At 35.8% G+C, this 15,548-nt stretch carries 18 protein-coding genes and 1 riboswitch; all 18 genes read left to right on the top strand.

Features of this window, described 5'->3' with window-relative positions; all coding sequences use genetic code 11:
* The first annotated feature begins 60 nt into the window (after window positions 1–60).
* The 18 genes from ACFQ18_RS00385 (at window position 61) to ACFQ18_RS00300 (ending at window position 15,519) form a co-directional block, all read left to right on the top strand.
* Window positions 61–417 carry an arsenate reductase family protein gene (locus ACFQ18_RS00385; RefSeq protein WP_204797611.1) on the top strand — a complete coding sequence of 119 codons (357 nt, stop codon included), beginning with the start codon at window positions 61–63 and terminating at the stop codon, window positions 415–417.
* A gap of 134 nt (window positions 418–551) precedes the next feature.
* A complete protein-coding gene (gene gcvH, locus ACFQ18_RS00380) occupies window positions 552–932 on the top strand; it encodes a glycine cleavage system protein GcvH (protein WP_047184645.1) in 381 nt (126 codons plus the stop codon).
* A 129-nt stretch (window positions 933–1,061) separates the two neighbouring features.
* Window positions 1,062–1,427 (top strand): toprim domain-containing protein, encoded by a 366-nt coding sequence (locus ACFQ18_RS00375; RefSeq protein ID WP_047184644.1) that lies wholly within the window; start codon window positions 1,062–1,064, stop codon window positions 1,425–1,427.
* Between the two features lie 40 nt (window positions 1,428–1,467).
* Window positions 1,468–1,782 (top strand): thioredoxin family protein, encoded by a 315-nt coding sequence (locus ACFQ18_RS00370; protein WP_204797610.1) that lies wholly within the window; start codon window positions 1,468–1,470, stop codon window positions 1,780–1,782.
* Between the two features lie 205 nt (window positions 1,783–1,987).
* A riboswitch (SAM riboswitch) is annotated at window positions 1,988–2,102 on the top strand.
* A 150-nt stretch (window positions 2,103–2,252) separates the two neighbouring features.
* Window positions 2,253–3,293, top strand: a complete 1,041-nt coding sequence (locus ACFQ18_RS00365) for a methionine ABC transporter ATP-binding protein (RefSeq protein WP_204797609.1) — start codon at window positions 2,253–2,255, stop codon at window positions 3,291–3,293.
* Complete coding sequence (locus ACFQ18_RS00360; protein WP_047184641.1) at window positions 3,283–3,939, top strand: methionine ABC transporter permease; 657 nt, start codon at window positions 3,283–3,285, stop codon at window positions 3,937–3,939. The genes ACFQ18_RS00365 and ACFQ18_RS00360 overlap by 11 nt, the downstream gene beginning before the upstream one ends.
* A 170-nt stretch (window positions 3,940–4,109) precedes the next feature.
* Window positions 4,110–4,955, top strand: a complete 846-nt coding sequence (locus tag ACFQ18_RS00355; protein ID WP_204797608.1) for a MetQ/NlpA family ABC transporter substrate-binding protein — start codon at window positions 4,110–4,112, stop codon at window positions 4,953–4,955.
* 172 nt (window positions 4,956–5,127) lie between these two features.
* Entirely contained in the window at window positions 5,128–5,298 is a 171-nt protein-coding gene (locus ACFQ18_RS00350; RefSeq protein ID WP_165589169.1) for a hypothetical protein, read from the top strand.
* Between the two features lie 329 nt (window positions 5,299–5,627).
* Window positions 5,628–6,413, top strand: a complete 786-nt coding sequence (gene sufC, locus ACFQ18_RS00345; RefSeq protein WP_204797607.1) for a Fe-S cluster assembly ATPase SufC — start codon at window positions 5,628–5,630, stop codon at window positions 6,411–6,413.
* Between the two features lie 17 nt (window positions 6,414–6,430).
* Entirely contained in the window at window positions 6,431–7,741 is a 1,311-nt protein-coding gene (gene sufD, locus ACFQ18_RS00340; RefSeq protein WP_204797606.1) for a Fe-S cluster assembly protein SufD, read from the top strand.
* Window positions 7,741–8,964, top strand: a complete 1,224-nt coding sequence (locus ACFQ18_RS00335) for a cysteine desulfurase (RefSeq protein ID WP_047184637.1) — start codon at window positions 7,741–7,743, stop codon at window positions 8,962–8,964. Before sufD ends, ACFQ18_RS00335 begins: the two co-directional genes overlap by 1 nt.
* Window positions 8,951–9,385 carry a Fe-S cluster assembly sulfur transfer protein SufU gene (sufU, locus tag ACFQ18_RS00330; protein WP_047184636.1) on the top strand — a complete coding sequence of 145 codons (435 nt, stop codon included), beginning with the start codon at window positions 8,951–8,953 and terminating at the stop codon, window positions 9,383–9,385. The genes ACFQ18_RS00335 and sufU overlap by 14 nt, the downstream gene beginning before the upstream one ends.
* Before the next feature lie 72 nt (window positions 9,386–9,457).
* A complete protein-coding gene (gene sufB, locus ACFQ18_RS00325; RefSeq protein WP_047184635.1) occupies window positions 9,458–10,855 on the top strand; it encodes a Fe-S cluster assembly protein SufB in 1,398 nt (465 codons plus the stop codon).
* A 528-nt stretch (window positions 10,856–11,383) separates the two neighbouring features.
* Window positions 11,384–12,172, top strand: coding sequence for an enoyl-CoA hydratase/isomerase family protein (locus ACFQ18_RS00320; protein WP_204797605.1), 789 nt, complete (start codon window positions 11,384–11,386; stop codon window positions 12,170–12,172).
* A 305-nt stretch (window positions 12,173–12,477) separates the two neighbouring features.
* Window positions 12,478–12,558 (top strand): putative holin-like toxin, encoded by an 81-nt coding sequence (locus tag ACFQ18_RS00315; RefSeq protein ID WP_225344196.1) that lies wholly within the window; start codon window positions 12,478–12,480, stop codon window positions 12,556–12,558.
* A gap of 327 nt (window positions 12,559–12,885) precedes the next feature.
* On the top strand, window positions 12,886–13,704 hold the full coding sequence (locus ACFQ18_RS00310) for a sulfite exporter TauE/SafE family protein (protein ID WP_047184633.1): 819 nt from the start codon (window positions 12,886–12,888) through the stop codon (window positions 13,702–13,704).
* 11 nt (window positions 13,705–13,715) lie between these two features.
* Entirely contained in the window at window positions 13,716–15,113 is a 1,398-nt protein-coding gene (locus tag ACFQ18_RS00305; RefSeq protein ID WP_060667542.1) for a bifunctional metallophosphatase/5'-nucleotidase, read from the top strand.
* A gap of 94 nt (window positions 15,114–15,207) precedes the next feature.
* The gene (locus ACFQ18_RS00300) at window positions 15,208–15,519 is read left to right on the top strand and encodes a YunC family protein (RefSeq protein ID WP_047184631.1); all 312 of its coding nucleotides are present in this window, start codon (window positions 15,208–15,210) and stop codon (window positions 15,517–15,519) included.
* Window positions 15,520–15,548: the final 29 nt, after the last annotated feature.

The raw sequence follows: 15,548 nt of genomic DNA, 5'->3' as shown, positions 1-15,548 counted from the left end.
GTATTTAGCTGGGAAACATGATAAGATAGAAGAAATGATCATGAGCAAGGAGTGTACATAATGGCATTAACTTTTTACTGGTATCCAAACTGCGGAACATGTAAAAAAGCAAAAAAATGGTTTGATGATAATCAAATAGAGTATCATGCAATTCATATTGTAGAAGAAACACCTACAAAAGAAGAGTTATTAAGTCTCATAGAGAAGAGCGAATTACCAGCAAAGAAATTCTTTAACACAAGTGGGAAAAAATATAGAGAATTAAATATAAAAGAAAAGATTAAGGATGCATCCACAGAGGAAATGGCAGAAATTTTATCTTCGGATGGCATGCTAATTAAACGTCCGATAGTTACAGATGGAAATAAAGTAACGGTCGGATTTAAAGAAGACATGTTTACAGAAAATTGGTTATAGAAGTTGTTCAAAAAGTCTGGTGAAAAGAACACTGCGAATTTAGCTGATCTTGGCCCTTTTTGAACAGCATTATAAACATAAGTTTTTCCTATAAGTAATAGGATTATACAAACGAACATTTGGAGGGATAGATGATGAGTTTACCAAAAGATTTATTATATTCAAAAGAGCATGAATGGGTAAAAAAAGAAGGGGATAACGTACGTATTGGGATTACGGACTTTGCACAAGATGAACTAGGAGATATTGTATTTGTGGAACTACCTGAAGTGGGCGATGAGATTAAATTAAATGAACCATTCGGTAGTGTTGAATCAGTTAAAACGGTGTCTGAGCTATATGCTCCGATAACCGGAAAAGTAGTTGAAGTAAATGATGAATTAGAAGATCATCCAGAATTTGTGAATGAGTCACCTTTCGAAAAAGCATGGATGATTGTAGTAGAACCATCAAGTGAGTCTGAATTAGATTCAATGTTGAAGCCAAATGAGTACGAGGAACTAATAGATAATTAAAATAAAAAAACATGGCTAACGTACATTTATTCTAAAAAGCGTATAGTTATCCTCCGTTTTATCATATACTTATGTAAACAGGATACTTATAACGAGCATCTTACTTGCTTACATGGGGAGTGCTGTGTGATGATAACGTCTGATTCGGAAAAAGTAATCATTGTAGAAGGGTTGACTGATAAACGTCAAATCGAAAAAGTTATCAATGACGATGTAACGATTGTCTGTACGAACGGTACACTAGGAGTGGAGCGATTTGACGAGATGTTAGAAATGTATCAATTAGATGATAGGGATGTTTTTATTTTAGTGGACGAAGATCGTTCAGGAATAAAGCTCAGAAAGCAGCTTGCGCGTGAATTACCACATGCTGATCATATTTATGTAAGTAGTGAATATAGGGAGGTTGCAACAACACCCGAACATATCCTTGCAACTACACTAGTTGGTAAACATTTCTCAGTTAACCCTTTATTCTTAATAAAAGAATTTTAAATGATTATTCGTTCAATTTAATCGGTATAGGGTGGTTTCATTGCAAGAAATAACAGAACAAGCATTAAATGAAGAAAGATATCTATTATATATATACACCCCTTTTTGCGGAACATGTAGTGTAGCAAGAACGATGTTAGAAAAAATCGAATCTGTTCATAAAGAAACCATTTTTTATGAAATGAATGCATCGTATTTTCCAGAATTTATGTATGACAACAAGATTGAAAGTGTTCCATGTTTACTTATTAAAGAAGAAAATCAAATAAAAGAAAAAATCTATGCTTTTAGGTCCACAGGAAATATTTATCGTTATTTAATTCAGTATAAGCCAGAGTTATTTGGAAATAACTGAAGTGAAATCGACAAAAGCAGGTTTATTTTTGATCGGTAGGACAGAAAATACTCTCCTATCTGTCTGAGTTAACTAAGGCATTCTCTTAAAAAGCTTGACGACATGCCAAGTTTCCTAAGGGGATATGTAACTTTGCTTCGTTATTTGACAAACCTAAGGGCATAGTGCTATCATGGTTTTAATATTATACTAGTAAGCTATCAATCTCTTATCAAGAGCGGTGGAGGGACAAGGCCTGAAGAAACCGCGGCAACCTTCAAACAATGTTGTTTGAAAAAGGTGCTAATTCCTGCAAAGCATATTGCTTTGAAAGATGAGAGAATGGAATGACATAGTAAGCGTCTTTCTGTTCTCATGTTCAGAAAGACGTTTTTTATTTTAGTATACATTTGTATCGATTATTGCAAGTATTTCCAATGCTAGATGTCGTATACTAAAAGAGATTCTAGTTGAATGAAGGAGGATTCGTTTTGATTTCAATTAAAGGGTTACGTAAGGTTTATACATCAGACAATAAGAAATTAACAGCGGTAGATGATTTAACCCTTGATATAAAGAATGGTGAGATTTTTGGTGTCATAGGCTACAGTGGTGCTGGAAAAAGTACATTCGTACGACTACTAAACCGCCTGGAGGAACCAACTGAAGGAAATGTTATTATTGATAAACAAGAAATCACCTCATTAACTAAGAATGAGTTGCGCTCCGCACGAAAGGAAATTGGGATGATTTTCCAACACTTCAATTTGTTATGGTCCCGTACGGTTGAAGATAATATCTCTTTTCCACTTGAAATTGCAGGGGTTGCCAAAGAAAAAAGAGTAAAAAGAGTCCAAGAATTAATTGACTTAGTAGGGTTATCTGGTAGAGAAAAAGCATACCCTTCTCAATTAAGTGGAGGTCAAAAGCAACGTGTTGGGATAGCACGTGCATTAGCAAACAATCCGAAAGTATTGCTTTGTGATGAGGCAACTTCGGCACTAGATCCAGAAACAACCAATGCTATTTTAGATTTATTAGTCGACATTAACCAGAAGCTTGGTCTCACAGTCATTTTGATTACTCATGAAATGAATGTGATTCGTAAAATTTGTAATAGGGTTGCCGTAATGGAAAAAGGGAAAATCGTGGAGCAAGGTGATGTCCTTGATGTTTTCTCTCATCCAAAACAACCTGTGACGAAAAAATTCGTAGCTCAGTTAATGGAGCCGGGTTCTGAAGATGAAACAGAAGATATTGAGAATCTGTTACATAATGTAAACCATGACGGTGTTCTATTACGTTTGCGTTTTATCGGAGAGTCAACAAATCAGACTTTAATAAGTCAATTAGCGAAGAAATTCCCAATTGACATTAATATTTTGCAAGGTAAAATTACGCAGACACAAACAGGTGGATTTGGAACATTAATTACGCAATTTATAGGTAATGAAAAAGATATTAGTAATGCGATTGAATTCATTCACCATGAAACCTCAGTAGAAGTGGAGGTTATACGTAATGCTGACTAATATAAAGATGGAAGATATATGGACTGCAACTTATGAAACCTTTTATATGACTATTATCGCACTTATTGGTACAGCTATTATAGGTATTATCCTTGGTTTACTTTTATACTTAACATCTAAAGATGCAATTTGGGAAAATACAACTTTTAACGTTATCGTTGCGAGTATTGTCAATGTCTTTAGAGCTATTCCGTTTATCATATTAATACTATTACTTTTCCCATTTACGAATTTTCTTGTAGGAACGGTTCGGGGACCTACTGCTGCTTTACCAGCCTTGATCATCGGATCGGCACCTTTTTACGCGAGATTAGCTGAAATTGCTTTTCGTGAAGTAGATAAAGGGGTAATCGAAGCGGCAAAATCTATGGGGGCAAAAACAAGTACGATTATTTTTAAAGTGCTTATCCCTGAATCAAAACCAGCTTTAGTTTCTGGTTTAACCGTAACCGCCATAGCATTAATTGGGTATACCGCAATGGCAGGTGTTATCGGCGCCGGGGGACTAGGGGACTATGCATATTTTTACGGATTCCAGAGAAGGCAATTTGATGTTGTTTTACTATGTACGATTCTGATTTTAATTATCGTTTTTATTTTCCAATTTATTGGAGACTATATCACTAATAAAATGGATAAAAGATAGACAAGCTTAAACGGGCAGTAAGACCCCCACCTCAAGCTTAAGGGGAACAAAGAAGTCAACTACCCGTTAAGATCCGATAAAAGCGACTAACCATCAGTGGGGATGTAGGAAAATCCCTACTGATGGAAGTCTTCTTTATAAGCAAAAAATAATAAGGGGAGAGAGTAAATATGAAGAAATTATTAGGTACATTACTAGTCTTACTTTTCACCATCGTGTTAACTGCTTGTGGTGGATCATCAGATGAGAATTCAGCAAATGAATCAACAGAGGATGCGGAAATCACCATTGGCGCTTCTAGTACCCCACATGCTGAAATTTTAGAAGAGGCAAAACCACTCTTAGAAAAAGAAGGTATTACATTAAATATTGAAGAATACCAAGATTATGTTTTTCCAAATGATGATTTGGCAAATGGCAAATTAGATGCGAACTTTTTCCAACACATTCCATATCTAGAGCAAACAATTGCTGACACTGGAAATGATTTAGATTATTTTGATGGAATTCATGTAGAGCCAATGGGTGTTTATTCTAAAAATATTAAAAGTATAGAAGATATTCCTGATGGCGCAGAAGTCATTATGAGTCGTTCTGTTGCTGACCATGGTCGTGTCCTTGCATTGTTCGAGGCACAAGGTTTAATTACGTTAGATAAGAATGTTAAAAAAGCGGAAGCAACGGTAGACGATATTGTGGATAATCCTCATCATTTAACATTTTCACCTGACGTTGATGCAGCATTCTTACCAGAAATGTATGAATCAGAAGCAGATGCTTTAGTAGCAATTAATACGAACTATGCCATTGAAGCAGGATTAAATCCTTTAGAAGATGCAATATTTATTGAAGATGAAAATTCACCATACTTGAACGTAGTTGCTGTTCGCGCTGAAGATAAAGATAATGAAGCAATTAAAAAATTAGTGGAAGTTCTTCACTCAGAAGAGATTCAAAACTTTATGTTAGAAAAATATGATGGTGCAGTAGTTCCAGTAGGACAAAATGACAAATAAACATTAGTATTTGGCAGGATAATAAAGCAATTTTGTATAACTTAATCATATATGATTGGAAGAGTGTTATACGTTCATGAATCGAACTATATCCTTTGAATTTCATGTTGTAAGATAAAACATCAAGTGCTAAAATTATTTTATACCTTTTGAAAGGATGATTAAGTTATACATGAAGTATACACATGAAATGGAAAAGGCTATGGAAAAGTCTCATGGGATGAACTATTCTGAATATGAAAGAAAACTCTCTAATCGTATGAAAGTTGAAAGACGACGTGAACAAGATTACGCATTGAGTAAAAAAATTGTTGCAGAGGCTACATCTCAAATTCATAAATAAATTAAAAAATGCTGGTACTTACTTAGTGCCAGCATTTTTTGATGAATTTTGTCTGTCTGGGTTCGATTACTCGCCCCAACGTAATGATTTGCATAAGTGCAACTAAGGTATCGTCCGAGCCTTCTAAGTAAATATTAGAGCAAATTTAGCAATTCGGCATTTTAAGTTATATTTTTTGCTTTTATCTTATAAAACCTATATTCTAGAGTCTACTAGTTAATAAGTTGATAATTAATTGGAAATGCTTTAAGATTGTAATGAGAATAGATTGAGAATGGATTAATATTCATTTCAACATAGTTAAAATATCAGTCTTTGGAGGTATAATTATGGCAGGATCAGTTTTAGAAATCAAAAATCTACACGTTGAAATTGAAGGTAAACAGATTTTAAAAGGTGTAGACCTTACTATAAAAAGTGGAGAATTCCACGCAATCATGGGACCGAATGGTACAGGCAAGTCAACACTTGCATCTGCAATTATGGGACACCCAAGTTATGAAGTAACGGAAGGTAGTATCACGCTTGACGGAGAAGATGTATTAGAAATGGAAGTAGACGAACGTGCACGTGCAGGTCTTTTCTTAGCTATGCAATATCCAAGTGAAATAACTGGGGTTACTACTTCTGATTTCTTACGTTCTGCAATTAATGCTCGTCGTGAAGAGGGAAGCGAAATTCCTTTAATGAAATTCATCAAAGAATTAGATAAGGACTTAGACTTCTTAGAAATTGATCAAAACATGGCTACAAGATACCTAAATGAAGGATTCTCTGGTGGAGAGAAAAAACGTAACGAAATCCTTCAATTAATGCAATTAAAACCTGAAATCGCTATTCTTGATGAAATTGATTCTGGACTAGATATCGATGCATTAAAGGTTGTTTCTAAAGGAATTAACAAAATGCGTGAAGAAAATCTCGGTTGCTTAATCATCACACACTACCAACGTTTACTTAACTACATTTCTCCTGACTTTGTTCATGTTATGATGCAAGGACGTGTTGTTAAATCAGGTGGACCAGAACTTGCTAAACGTTTAGAAGCGGAAGGCTATGACTGGGTCAAAGAAGAACTAGGAATCGAAGACGAAACTGTAGAACAAAATGCGTAAACGTTAGGAGGACTAAAATGACTGTTGAAACAAAGCTTCCATATAATAAAGAATATATTGAGCAAATTTCAACCAACAGAAATGAACCATCATGGTTGAAGACATTGCGATTAGAGGCATTGGAACAAGCAGAAAGATTAGAAATGCCTAAACCAGATAAGACGAAAATTACTAGGTGGAATTTTACCCAATTTAAACATGAATTCACAGAAGGGGAAGCAATTTCATCTATTAAGGATTTGCCTGAAGTATTACAAGAATACTTTGATCAAAATAATATTCCAGAGAATTTAATTATTCAACGAAATAACTCTATTGCTTATGCAACGATTAACGATGATTTGAAGAAGCAAGGTGTTATTTTTACGGATATTTTCTCAGCACTTGAACAACATAGTGATTTAGTAGAAAAATATTTCATGAAAGATGCTGTACAAGTTGATCAAAACCGCTTAACTGCATTACATGCTGCTTTAATGAACGGTGGGGCATTTATTTATGTACCAAAAAACGTACAAATCGAAGAACCATTACAAGCAGTATTTTGGCAGGAAGATGCAGAGCTAGCATTATTTAATCATGTTCTTGTCGTTGCGGAAGAAAACAGTAAACTTACATTCGTAGAAAACTATATTTCAAGTGATGGCAATCAAGAAACCATTGCAAACATTGTAGAAGAAGTAATTGCAATGGATAATGCGAAAATCTCATATGGTGCTGTTGACAATCTTTCATCTGGTGTAACTTCATATGTTAACCGTCGTGGTGTTGCTAATCATAATGCAACCATTGATTGGGCTCTTGGACAAATGAATGACGGAAATACTGTTTCTGAGAACATTACTTATCTAATGGGAAATGGTGCAACATCCAATGCGAATGCAGTATCTGTTGGACTTGGAAAACAAATTCAAAACTTTACTGCAAGTATTATTCAACACGGAAAAGCGACAGAAGGTTTTATCCTACAACGTGGGGTTATGAAAGAAAGTGCGACTACAATTTTCAATGCAATTGGTAAAATTGAACATGGTGGAACGAAGGCTAATTCTGAACAAGAATCACGGGTATTAATGCTTAGCCCGGATGCTCGTGGTGATGCCAATCCAATTTTATTAATAGAAGAAGATGATGTTACTGCAGGTCACGCAGCATCTGTAGGCCGTGTAGATCCATTACAGATGTATTATTTGATGAGTCGTGGTTTATCAAAAGAGGAAGCAGAAAGACTTGTTGTACATGGTTTCTTAGCGCCAGTAGTAGATCAATTACCAATTGAATCAGTTAAGAAACAATTGAAACAAGTGATTGAAAGGAAAGTATATTAATGGATATTAAAGCCATTAGAGAAATGTTCCCTATTTTAGATCAAGAAGTTAATGGAAACCCATTAGTCTATCTAGATACATCTGCAACATCTCAAAAACCATTACCGGTAATTAAAGCAGTGGATGATTATTATCGGAATAATAATTCTAATGTCCATCGTGGTGTGCATACATTAGGTACAAGAGCGACTGATCAATATGAGGGAGCTAGGGAAAAGGTTCGAGCATTCATTAATGCTGAAAGTGCTGCTCAAGTTATCTTTACCCGCGGAACGACTACTTCCATAAACTTCGTTGCCTATGGATATGCACGACCTAACTTAAAACCAGGTGATGAAATAGTTATTACACCAATGGAACATCACAGTAATATCATTCCTTGGCAACAAGCTGCAAAAGCGACGGGTGCTACATTAAAATATATTCCCCTTCAAGAAGATGGAACGATTTTACTTGAAGATGTTCGGAATACAGTAAGCGATCAAACAAAAATCGTAGCAATTACCCATGTATCGAACGTGCTTGGTACCATCAATCCTGTAAAAGAAATTGCTAAAATAGCGCATGATCATGGTGCGATTATTGTTGTAGATGGAGCACAAGGTGCACCACATATGAAGGTAGATGTTGTAGACTTAGATTGTGATTTCTACGCTTTCTCTGGTCATAAAATGTGTGCCCCAACTGGAATAGGGGTACTATATGGGAAACGGGAGCTATTGGAGAAAACAGAACCTGTTGAATTCGGTGGGGAAATGATAGATTTTGTGGATTTATATGATTCCACCTGGAAAGAACTACCTTGGAAATTCGAAGGTGGGACTCCAATTATTGCTGGTGCAATTGGATTAGGTGCTGCCATTGATTTTCTAAATGATATTGGAATGAATAACATTTATGAGCATGATAAAAAATTAGCAGATTATGCACTGGAAAGATTAAGCACGATTGATGGTATTACCATTTATGGACCTGAAGAGCGCGGAGCACTTGTTACATTTAATTTAGATGATGTTCATCCACATGATACTGCAACAGTTCTAGATGCTGAAGGTATAGCTGTTCGAGCAGGTCATCATTGCGCACAACCATTAATGAAGTGGCTTGATGTTACGGCTACTGCTCGTGCAAGTTTTTATCTGTATAATACGTTGGAAGAAATAGACACCCTAGTCGATGGACTTTTAAAAACGAAGGAGTATTTTGGGAATGTCTTTGAATAATCTCGATACACTTTACCGACAAGTTATTATGGATCATTATAAAAATCCTAGGAATCGTGGAGTTGTAGAAGGAGAATCTGTCTCCGTTGACATGAATAATCCTACTTGTGGTGACCGAATCCGACTACAATTAAAAGTGGAAGATGACATTGTAAAAGATGCGAAATTTGAAGGAGAAGGATGCTCCATTAGCATGTCATCTGCATCCATGATGACACAAGCAGTAAAAGGAAAAAAAATTGAAGATGCCTTGGAAATGTCTCAACTTTTTTCGGATATGATGCTTGGAAAGGAATTAAAAACAGATTTAGATTTGGGAGATATTGAAGCTCTTCAAGGAGTTTCTAAATTTCCCGCTCGTATAAAGTGCGCTACATTAGCTTGGAAAGCAATGGAACGAGGCGTTAAAGAGGAGAATTAGGACTGTAGGCCATATATGATAGGTATGCTACTAAGATGAATCTACAGCTAATACCTAAAGGAGGTTTTTTAATTGTCTAAGAAAGCACCTGAAATAGAAGAGTATCAATATGGATTCAGGGACAGAGACGTTTCTGTATTCCGTACAGAAAAAGGTTTAACTCGTAAAGTAGTAGAAGAAATCTCAAAAATGAAAGAAGAACCTCAGTGGATGCTAGACTATCGTCTAAAAGCATTGGAACATTTCTATAAACGTCCAATGCCACAATGGGGTGGAGACCTCACTGGGTTGGATTTTGATGAGATTGTATATTATGTAAAACCATCTGAAAAACAAGGTAAAACTTGGGATGAAGTACCAGATGAAATTAAACAAACATTTGACAAACTTGGTATACCTGAAGCTGAACAAAAATATTTAGCTGGTGTTTCTGCACAGTATGAATCTGAAGTTGTTTATCATAGCTTGAAAGAGGACTTGCAAGAATTAGGTATTGTCTTTTTAGATACGGATACAGCATTAAAAGAACATGAAGAACTCTTTAAAGAATATTTCGGTACCGTTATTCCATATTCTGATAACAAGTTTGCCGCATTAAACTCGGCTGTATGGTCTGGTGGATCATTTATTTATGTCCCTAAAGGAGTTAAAGCAACTACTCCATTACAAGCCTATTTCCGTATTAATTCAGAAAATATGGGACAATTTGAAAGAACATTAATCATCGTTGATGAAGGTGCATCCGTACACTATGTGGAAGGTTGTACAGCTCCTGTTTATACAACGAATTCCCTTCACAGTGCGGTTGTGGAAATCATCGTTAAGAAGGATGCATATTGCCGTTATACAACCATCCAAAACTGGGCTAACAACGTGTACAATCTAGTTACAAAACGTGCGACATGTGATGCGAATGCTACGATGGAATGGATTGATGGAAATATTGGATCTAAACTTACCATGAAATATCCAGCTATCCACTTAAAAGGTGAAGGTGCTCGTGGCAATACGATTTCTATCGCTATTGCAGGTAAAGGTCAAGTACAAGATGCTGGTGCGAAAATGCATCATTTAGCACCTAATACATCTTCCACAATTGTGTCTAAATCATTCTCTAAGCAAGGTGGTAACGTAACTTATCGTGGTTTAGTTCATTTTGGACGTAAAGCAGATGGAGCACGCGCGAATATTGAGTGTGACACGTTAATCTTGGATAACGAATCCAAATCTGATACGATACCATATAATGAAATTTATAATGACAATATTTCATTAGAGCACGAAGCTAAGGTTTCTAAAGTTTCTGAAGAACAATTATTCTACCTAATGAGTAGAGGTTTAACAGAAGAAGAAGCAACAGAAATGATTGTAATGGGCTTCATTGAACCATTTACAAAAGAGCTTCCAATGGAATATGCAGTAGAGATGAACCGTCTAATCAAATTCGAAATGGAAGGTTCTATTGGATAAAGTTCTAAACCTAGAAAAGAGAAAAAGCTTCATTAGTTCATACAAACGAATAACCTTCTAGTAAGAGTAGCTCTTACTAGAAGGTTATTTAAAATTATTGATAAATATAAAAGCGTTATAAGAAAATAGGCTAAAGTTTTAGGCAAAGCTGTATCCAGTATACGAATATCATATGTCAGTTTCGTTTGACTCAGAGTAATATACCCCAAACCAATTGTGGTTACCAAAACACTGGAAAACCAATAATCACAACCACTGCAACACCTCGGCTATATAATAATGCCATTATGTTCCTACTATTAACAAATAAGGGTGACTTTAATCGTTGCAAAACCGACTGATTTTTCTTTCATCATCATAAATATAATCATTAAATTTAAAAGGTGAATCAATCAAAACAAATCTTTATTTTAGTGAATGAAATGTGACAAGCAATTAAGAAGAATGCTATACTATGAATAATTAGAATAATCAATATATAATTGTGGAGCTAAGAAAAAGATATCAAATGATAGAGGAGGAACAAAAATGGAACATATTATTATAGAAACGAAAGATGGGGTTCGTACACTAACATTAAATAGACCGGAGCGCCTAAATGCCGTAAATGATACACTTAGTAATGAGATTATCCAGGCAATTTCAGAGGCATCTGCTGACGATGAAGTCCGCGTTATTGTCATTACCGGAAGTGGGCGAGGATTCTGTGCAGGTCTTGATTTGACCGATTATGTGAAGAGAAATCCAGACGCTCAATCTCGTCATCAAAAATTAGATGAATTGGGTTGGGTTGGTCATCAAGCCTTGGGGATTGTTCATTGTGATAAGCCGGTTATTGCTGCAATCAATGGGATCGCGGCTGGTGCAGGACTTGCGCTAGCTCTGGCTTGTGACATTCGCTACATGTCTGCTAATGCAAGGGTAACAGCTGGATACATTCGCCGCGGTCTCAGCCCTGATGCGGGAATGAGCTATTTTTTACCACGGTTGGTCGGGCAGGGAAAGGCTACCGAATTGATCTTAACCGGTCGGGATATTTACCCTGAGGAAGCAGAACGAATTGGATTGGTCAATGGGATATTCCCTGATGAAGAATTTCAGGAACGGGTGATGAATTTTGCCAGGGAATTAGCGGCAGGACCACCAGTAGCAATGACGCTTTCTAAAAGATTACTCGCTGCAAGCCCAGACACAGACCTTACAACGATTCTAAAACAAGAGTACGCTTTTATTAAACAATGTTTTGGAACTAAAGATGTTCAGGAAGGGGTTCAAGCATTTGCTGAGAAGAGAAAGCCCGTGTTTCGAGGGGAATAGGTAAATTCTAGAAACTAAATTCATGATGAAGGTTCAATTGGATCAAATCTAAATAACTATAACGTTTGTGGCGGGAGTAATTTATTTTTTTGCGGATCTCATTCGTGCATTCCTTGTGTCACGTACGGAATGCAGAAGGACAATTATATGGGTCAATGGTTAGAAGGATAAAACGAAATAAAAAATTACTAAAAGTAGACATGGAAATGATGTGAAATCATCATTTATTTGTTATACTAACTGTAGTGTAATAGGGCTTTCATGGGTGGTGGTTCACCCCTTTTTTGAAAGAAGGGGGTGATAATATGACGGTATTCGAAGCGTTGGTTTTGATGATCTCTTTCTCAACCTTAATCGTTGCCATACTGTCTCAACAAAAAAAGTAACCACCCATTGAACGCCTAGCAAGCCTTTGGGTTGGTTACTTCTCTAACTCAAACGAGTGAGCTGCCCCTTGAAGGGCTGTTACACATTAGACCGTTCCATGTACCAGCATGGTCGGTCTTTTATTATACTATGACTTTCTATATATATTATACCTTAATATCCTCGAAAAATAAACATGTAGCGGTTTATCATCATTACTAATGAACATTAATGTTGCCAATCCATTATTAATTTTTTGCTATAGATTCTTCTCGATAGTTGGGAATTAAATACATTTAGTGCTAATATAAATAGTGAAGTTTAATATTTGGATAGAGGGGAAAGCTTTGGTTTTTATAATTTGTGTATTAATTGGTATCCTTACTGCGTTTGTTGGCTCCATTGCGGGGTTGGGTGGAGGGATAATATTAGTTCCTAGTTTATTTTTAATGAATCATATTTCCCCATCATTTGCTTGGGCAACACCACAAACTATTGTCGGTATATCATTAGTGACGATGATTTTTACTGCTTTATCTTCTTCTTTAACCTATATCAAGGGTAGAAGAGTGGATTATCAAACGGGAATTCTTTTCTTAATTGGTAGTATTCCGGGCGGTATTATTGGGTCTAGATTAAATGCTTATTTTGATGTAGACGTATTTACTTTGTATTTTGGACTTTTGATGATTATTGTTTCATCTCTATTGTTTATTAATAAAAGCGTATTTAAAAGGGAAGTTAGGCCAAATCAAAAAAGTGTTAAAACGGTTGAATTAGCTGGAGAAAGGTATCATTATAAAGTTTCTGTTATCCCAGCTATTATACTTTCATTAGTAGTAGGAGTTTTATCAGGCCTGTTTGGTATTGGTGGTGGATCGATTATGGTTCCTGCCATGATGTTATTGTTCGGAATTCCAACACATATTGCTACTGCAACTTCTATGTTTATGATTTTCTTTGTAAGTATCTCGGGAACCATAACACATTTTGTGCAAGGTCACATTTTATGGGAATATGTAATATTGTTTATTCCTGGAGCATGGATTGGTGGCAGATTAGGAGCAAAGGTTAATCAAATGCTGCCGGGAAAGACACTGGAATGGATCTTACGTATTTTACTTATTATCGTTGGATTACGAATGATTATTGAAGGACTTTCGTAAGGAGTTAAATGATGAAAGAGAAGTTATACTTTTACTATACAAATGATTTACATAGTAATTTCGAACAATGGCCAAGAGTGGCGGCGTTTATAAAAGAATCCATAGCAGCGCGAAACGTTCGAGATAATGATTATTGGCTTTTTGATATTGGCGATCATATGGATCGGGTTCACCCGATATCAGAGGCGACTAAGGGAAAAGCTAATATTCAGCTTATGAATGATTTAAGATATGATGTTGTGACATTTGGTAATAATGAAGGAATTACCTTAGCCCATGATGATCTTTATCATTTATATGATGATGCCGAATTCGATGTTGTTTGTACGAACCTTCATAGTTCGGATAATCAAAACCCTCTTTGGTTGAATCGTCAAGTTAAATTAACATCGGAAAGTGGAGTAAGAATTGGAATTCTAGGTTTAACGGCACCATTTAATGATTATTATCATTTATTGGGCTGGCATATCTCATCCGCATTTGATGAACTAGATAAGTATGTTCATGAATTAAGCCATGAGACGGATATTATTGTTCTCTTGTCACATCTTGGTTTAAGCGAAGATCAAGAAATAGCAAGAAGATATAAAGATATAGATGTAATAATAGGTGGTCATACACATCATTTATTACGAACTGGTGAAAAAATAAATAACACCATAATCACTGCAGCTGGTAAACATTGTTCCTTTGTTGGGGAAGTTATTTTAACCTGGGATCACAATCAAAAAAAACTCATTAATCAAGAAGCGTATGCAACGGATATCTCGGAGTATGAAAATGATACAGAGACAGAGCATAAAATTATGTCATTGCAAGAAGATGCGGAACAACGTTTGAATTATCCAATTGTCTATACAGATTACCCAATAGAGGTAAGATGGTTTAAAAATACCAAAGTCATGCGAGAATTAACAAACACATTACGAGAATTTACGAAGGCAGATATTGCTATGTTGAATTCAGGTTTACTATTAGATTCTCTTCCCGCTGGTAAAATAGCTTATAAGGATGTTCATCGCATCTGTCCACATCCGATTAATGCCGTTACAGTTGAGTTAACCGGTAGTGAAATATTGGAAGTGATTCGTGTTTCTTTAACTAAGCAGTTTACAGAATTTCAGTTAAAAGGGTTCGGATTTCGAGGTAAAGTATTAGGGGAAATGGTATTTTCGGGTATAGAAGTGGTATCGAACTTTCATCCAAATGGGGAGAAATATGTAAAAACTGCATTGTTGCCTGATGGCAGTGAGCTAGATGCAAATCAAACCTATAAATTGGGGACTGCTGATGTGTTTACGTTCGGTCGTTTATTACCTGAAATAGCTAAATCAGACACGAAGCATTTTTTTCTTCCGGAATTTTTAAGAGATTTATTAGTAAAAACATTGGAAGAACACTATTCATAAATACTTCTGTTTGGAATGTCGTATTTTTAGTGACAATCCATCAACATAATGCATAAAGATATAATATACATTGCGAAGGAGGTTTATCATTCTTATGGTAACAGTAGAACCTATAGAAATAGAAGGAAAGCATTTTGTTGCAACAACGGTTAAACTCCCGAAAACAACATTATTATCGGTTTCTAATGATGTTGGCTACATTATGTGTGCGGCATTAGATGTGGATTTTTTTGATGTAAACCCAAAATTAAAAGAAAGAAAAGTAATTGCTGGTCGTGCGGAAGGTGTACGAAGTATCGATCAATTATTGAATGCCCCGTTAGCCAAAATAACGGATGCTTCACGTGAAGAATTTGGTTGGGAAATTGGAATGACTGGTAAAGAGGCATTATTAAGACTTTCGTAAACAAATATAATGATGAGGGGATGCGACTA

Source organism: Oceanobacillus caeni (assembly GCF_042678465.1).
GTDB lineage: Bacteria > Bacillota > Bacilli > Bacillales > Amphibacillaceae > Oceanobacillus > Oceanobacillus caeni.
The sequence above is the reverse complement of the archived record's forward strand: the minus strand, read 5'-3'. Positions and strand labels throughout refer to the sequence as shown.

Coding starts and splice junctions, on each gene's coding strand:
- ACFQ18_RS00300 (WP_047184631.1), top strand. CDS start 15,208: ATGGTAACAGTAGAACCTATAGAAATAGAAGGAAAGCATTTTGTTGCA.
- ACFQ18_RS00315 (WP_225344196.1), top strand. CDS start 12,478: ATGACGGTATTCGAAGCGTTGGTTTTGATGATCTCTTTCTCAACCTTA.
- sufU (WP_047184636.1), top strand. CDS start 8,951: ATGTCTTTGAATAATCTCGATACACTTTACCGACAAGTTATTATGGAT.
- ACFQ18_RS00355 (WP_204797608.1), top strand. CDS start 4,110: ATGAAGAAATTATTAGGTACATTACTAGTCTTACTTTTCACCATCGTG.
- sufD (WP_204797606.1), top strand. CDS start 6,431: ATGACTGTTGAAACAAAGCTTCCATATAATAAAGAATATATTGAGCAA.
- ACFQ18_RS00360 (WP_047184641.1), top strand. CDS start 3,283: ATGCTGACTAATATAAAGATGGAAGATATATGGACTGCAACTTATGAA.
- ACFQ18_RS00320 (WP_204797605.1), top strand. CDS start 11,384: ATGGAACATATTATTATAGAAACGAAAGATGGGGTTCGTACACTAACA.
- ACFQ18_RS00305 (WP_060667542.1), top strand. CDS start 13,716: ATGAAAGAGAAGTTATACTTTTACTATACAAATGATTTACATAGTAAT.
- gcvH (WP_047184645.1), top strand. CDS start 552: ATGAGTTTACCAAAAGATTTATTATATTCAAAAGAGCATGAATGGGTA.
- ACFQ18_RS00335 (WP_047184637.1), top strand. CDS start 7,741: ATGGATATTAAAGCCATTAGAGAAATGTTCCCTATTTTAGATCAAGAA.
- ACFQ18_RS00385 (WP_204797611.1), top strand. CDS start 61: ATGGCATTAACTTTTTACTGGTATCCAAACTGCGGAACATGTAAAAAA.
- sufC (WP_204797607.1), top strand. CDS start 5,628: ATGGCAGGATCAGTTTTAGAAATCAAAAATCTACACGTTGAAATTGAA.
- ACFQ18_RS00350 (WP_165589169.1), top strand. CDS start 5,128: ATGAAGTATACACATGAAATGGAAAAGGCTATGGAAAAGTCTCATGGG.
- ACFQ18_RS00375 (WP_047184644.1), top strand. CDS start 1,062: ATGATAACGTCTGATTCGGAAAAAGTAATCATTGTAGAAGGGTTGACT.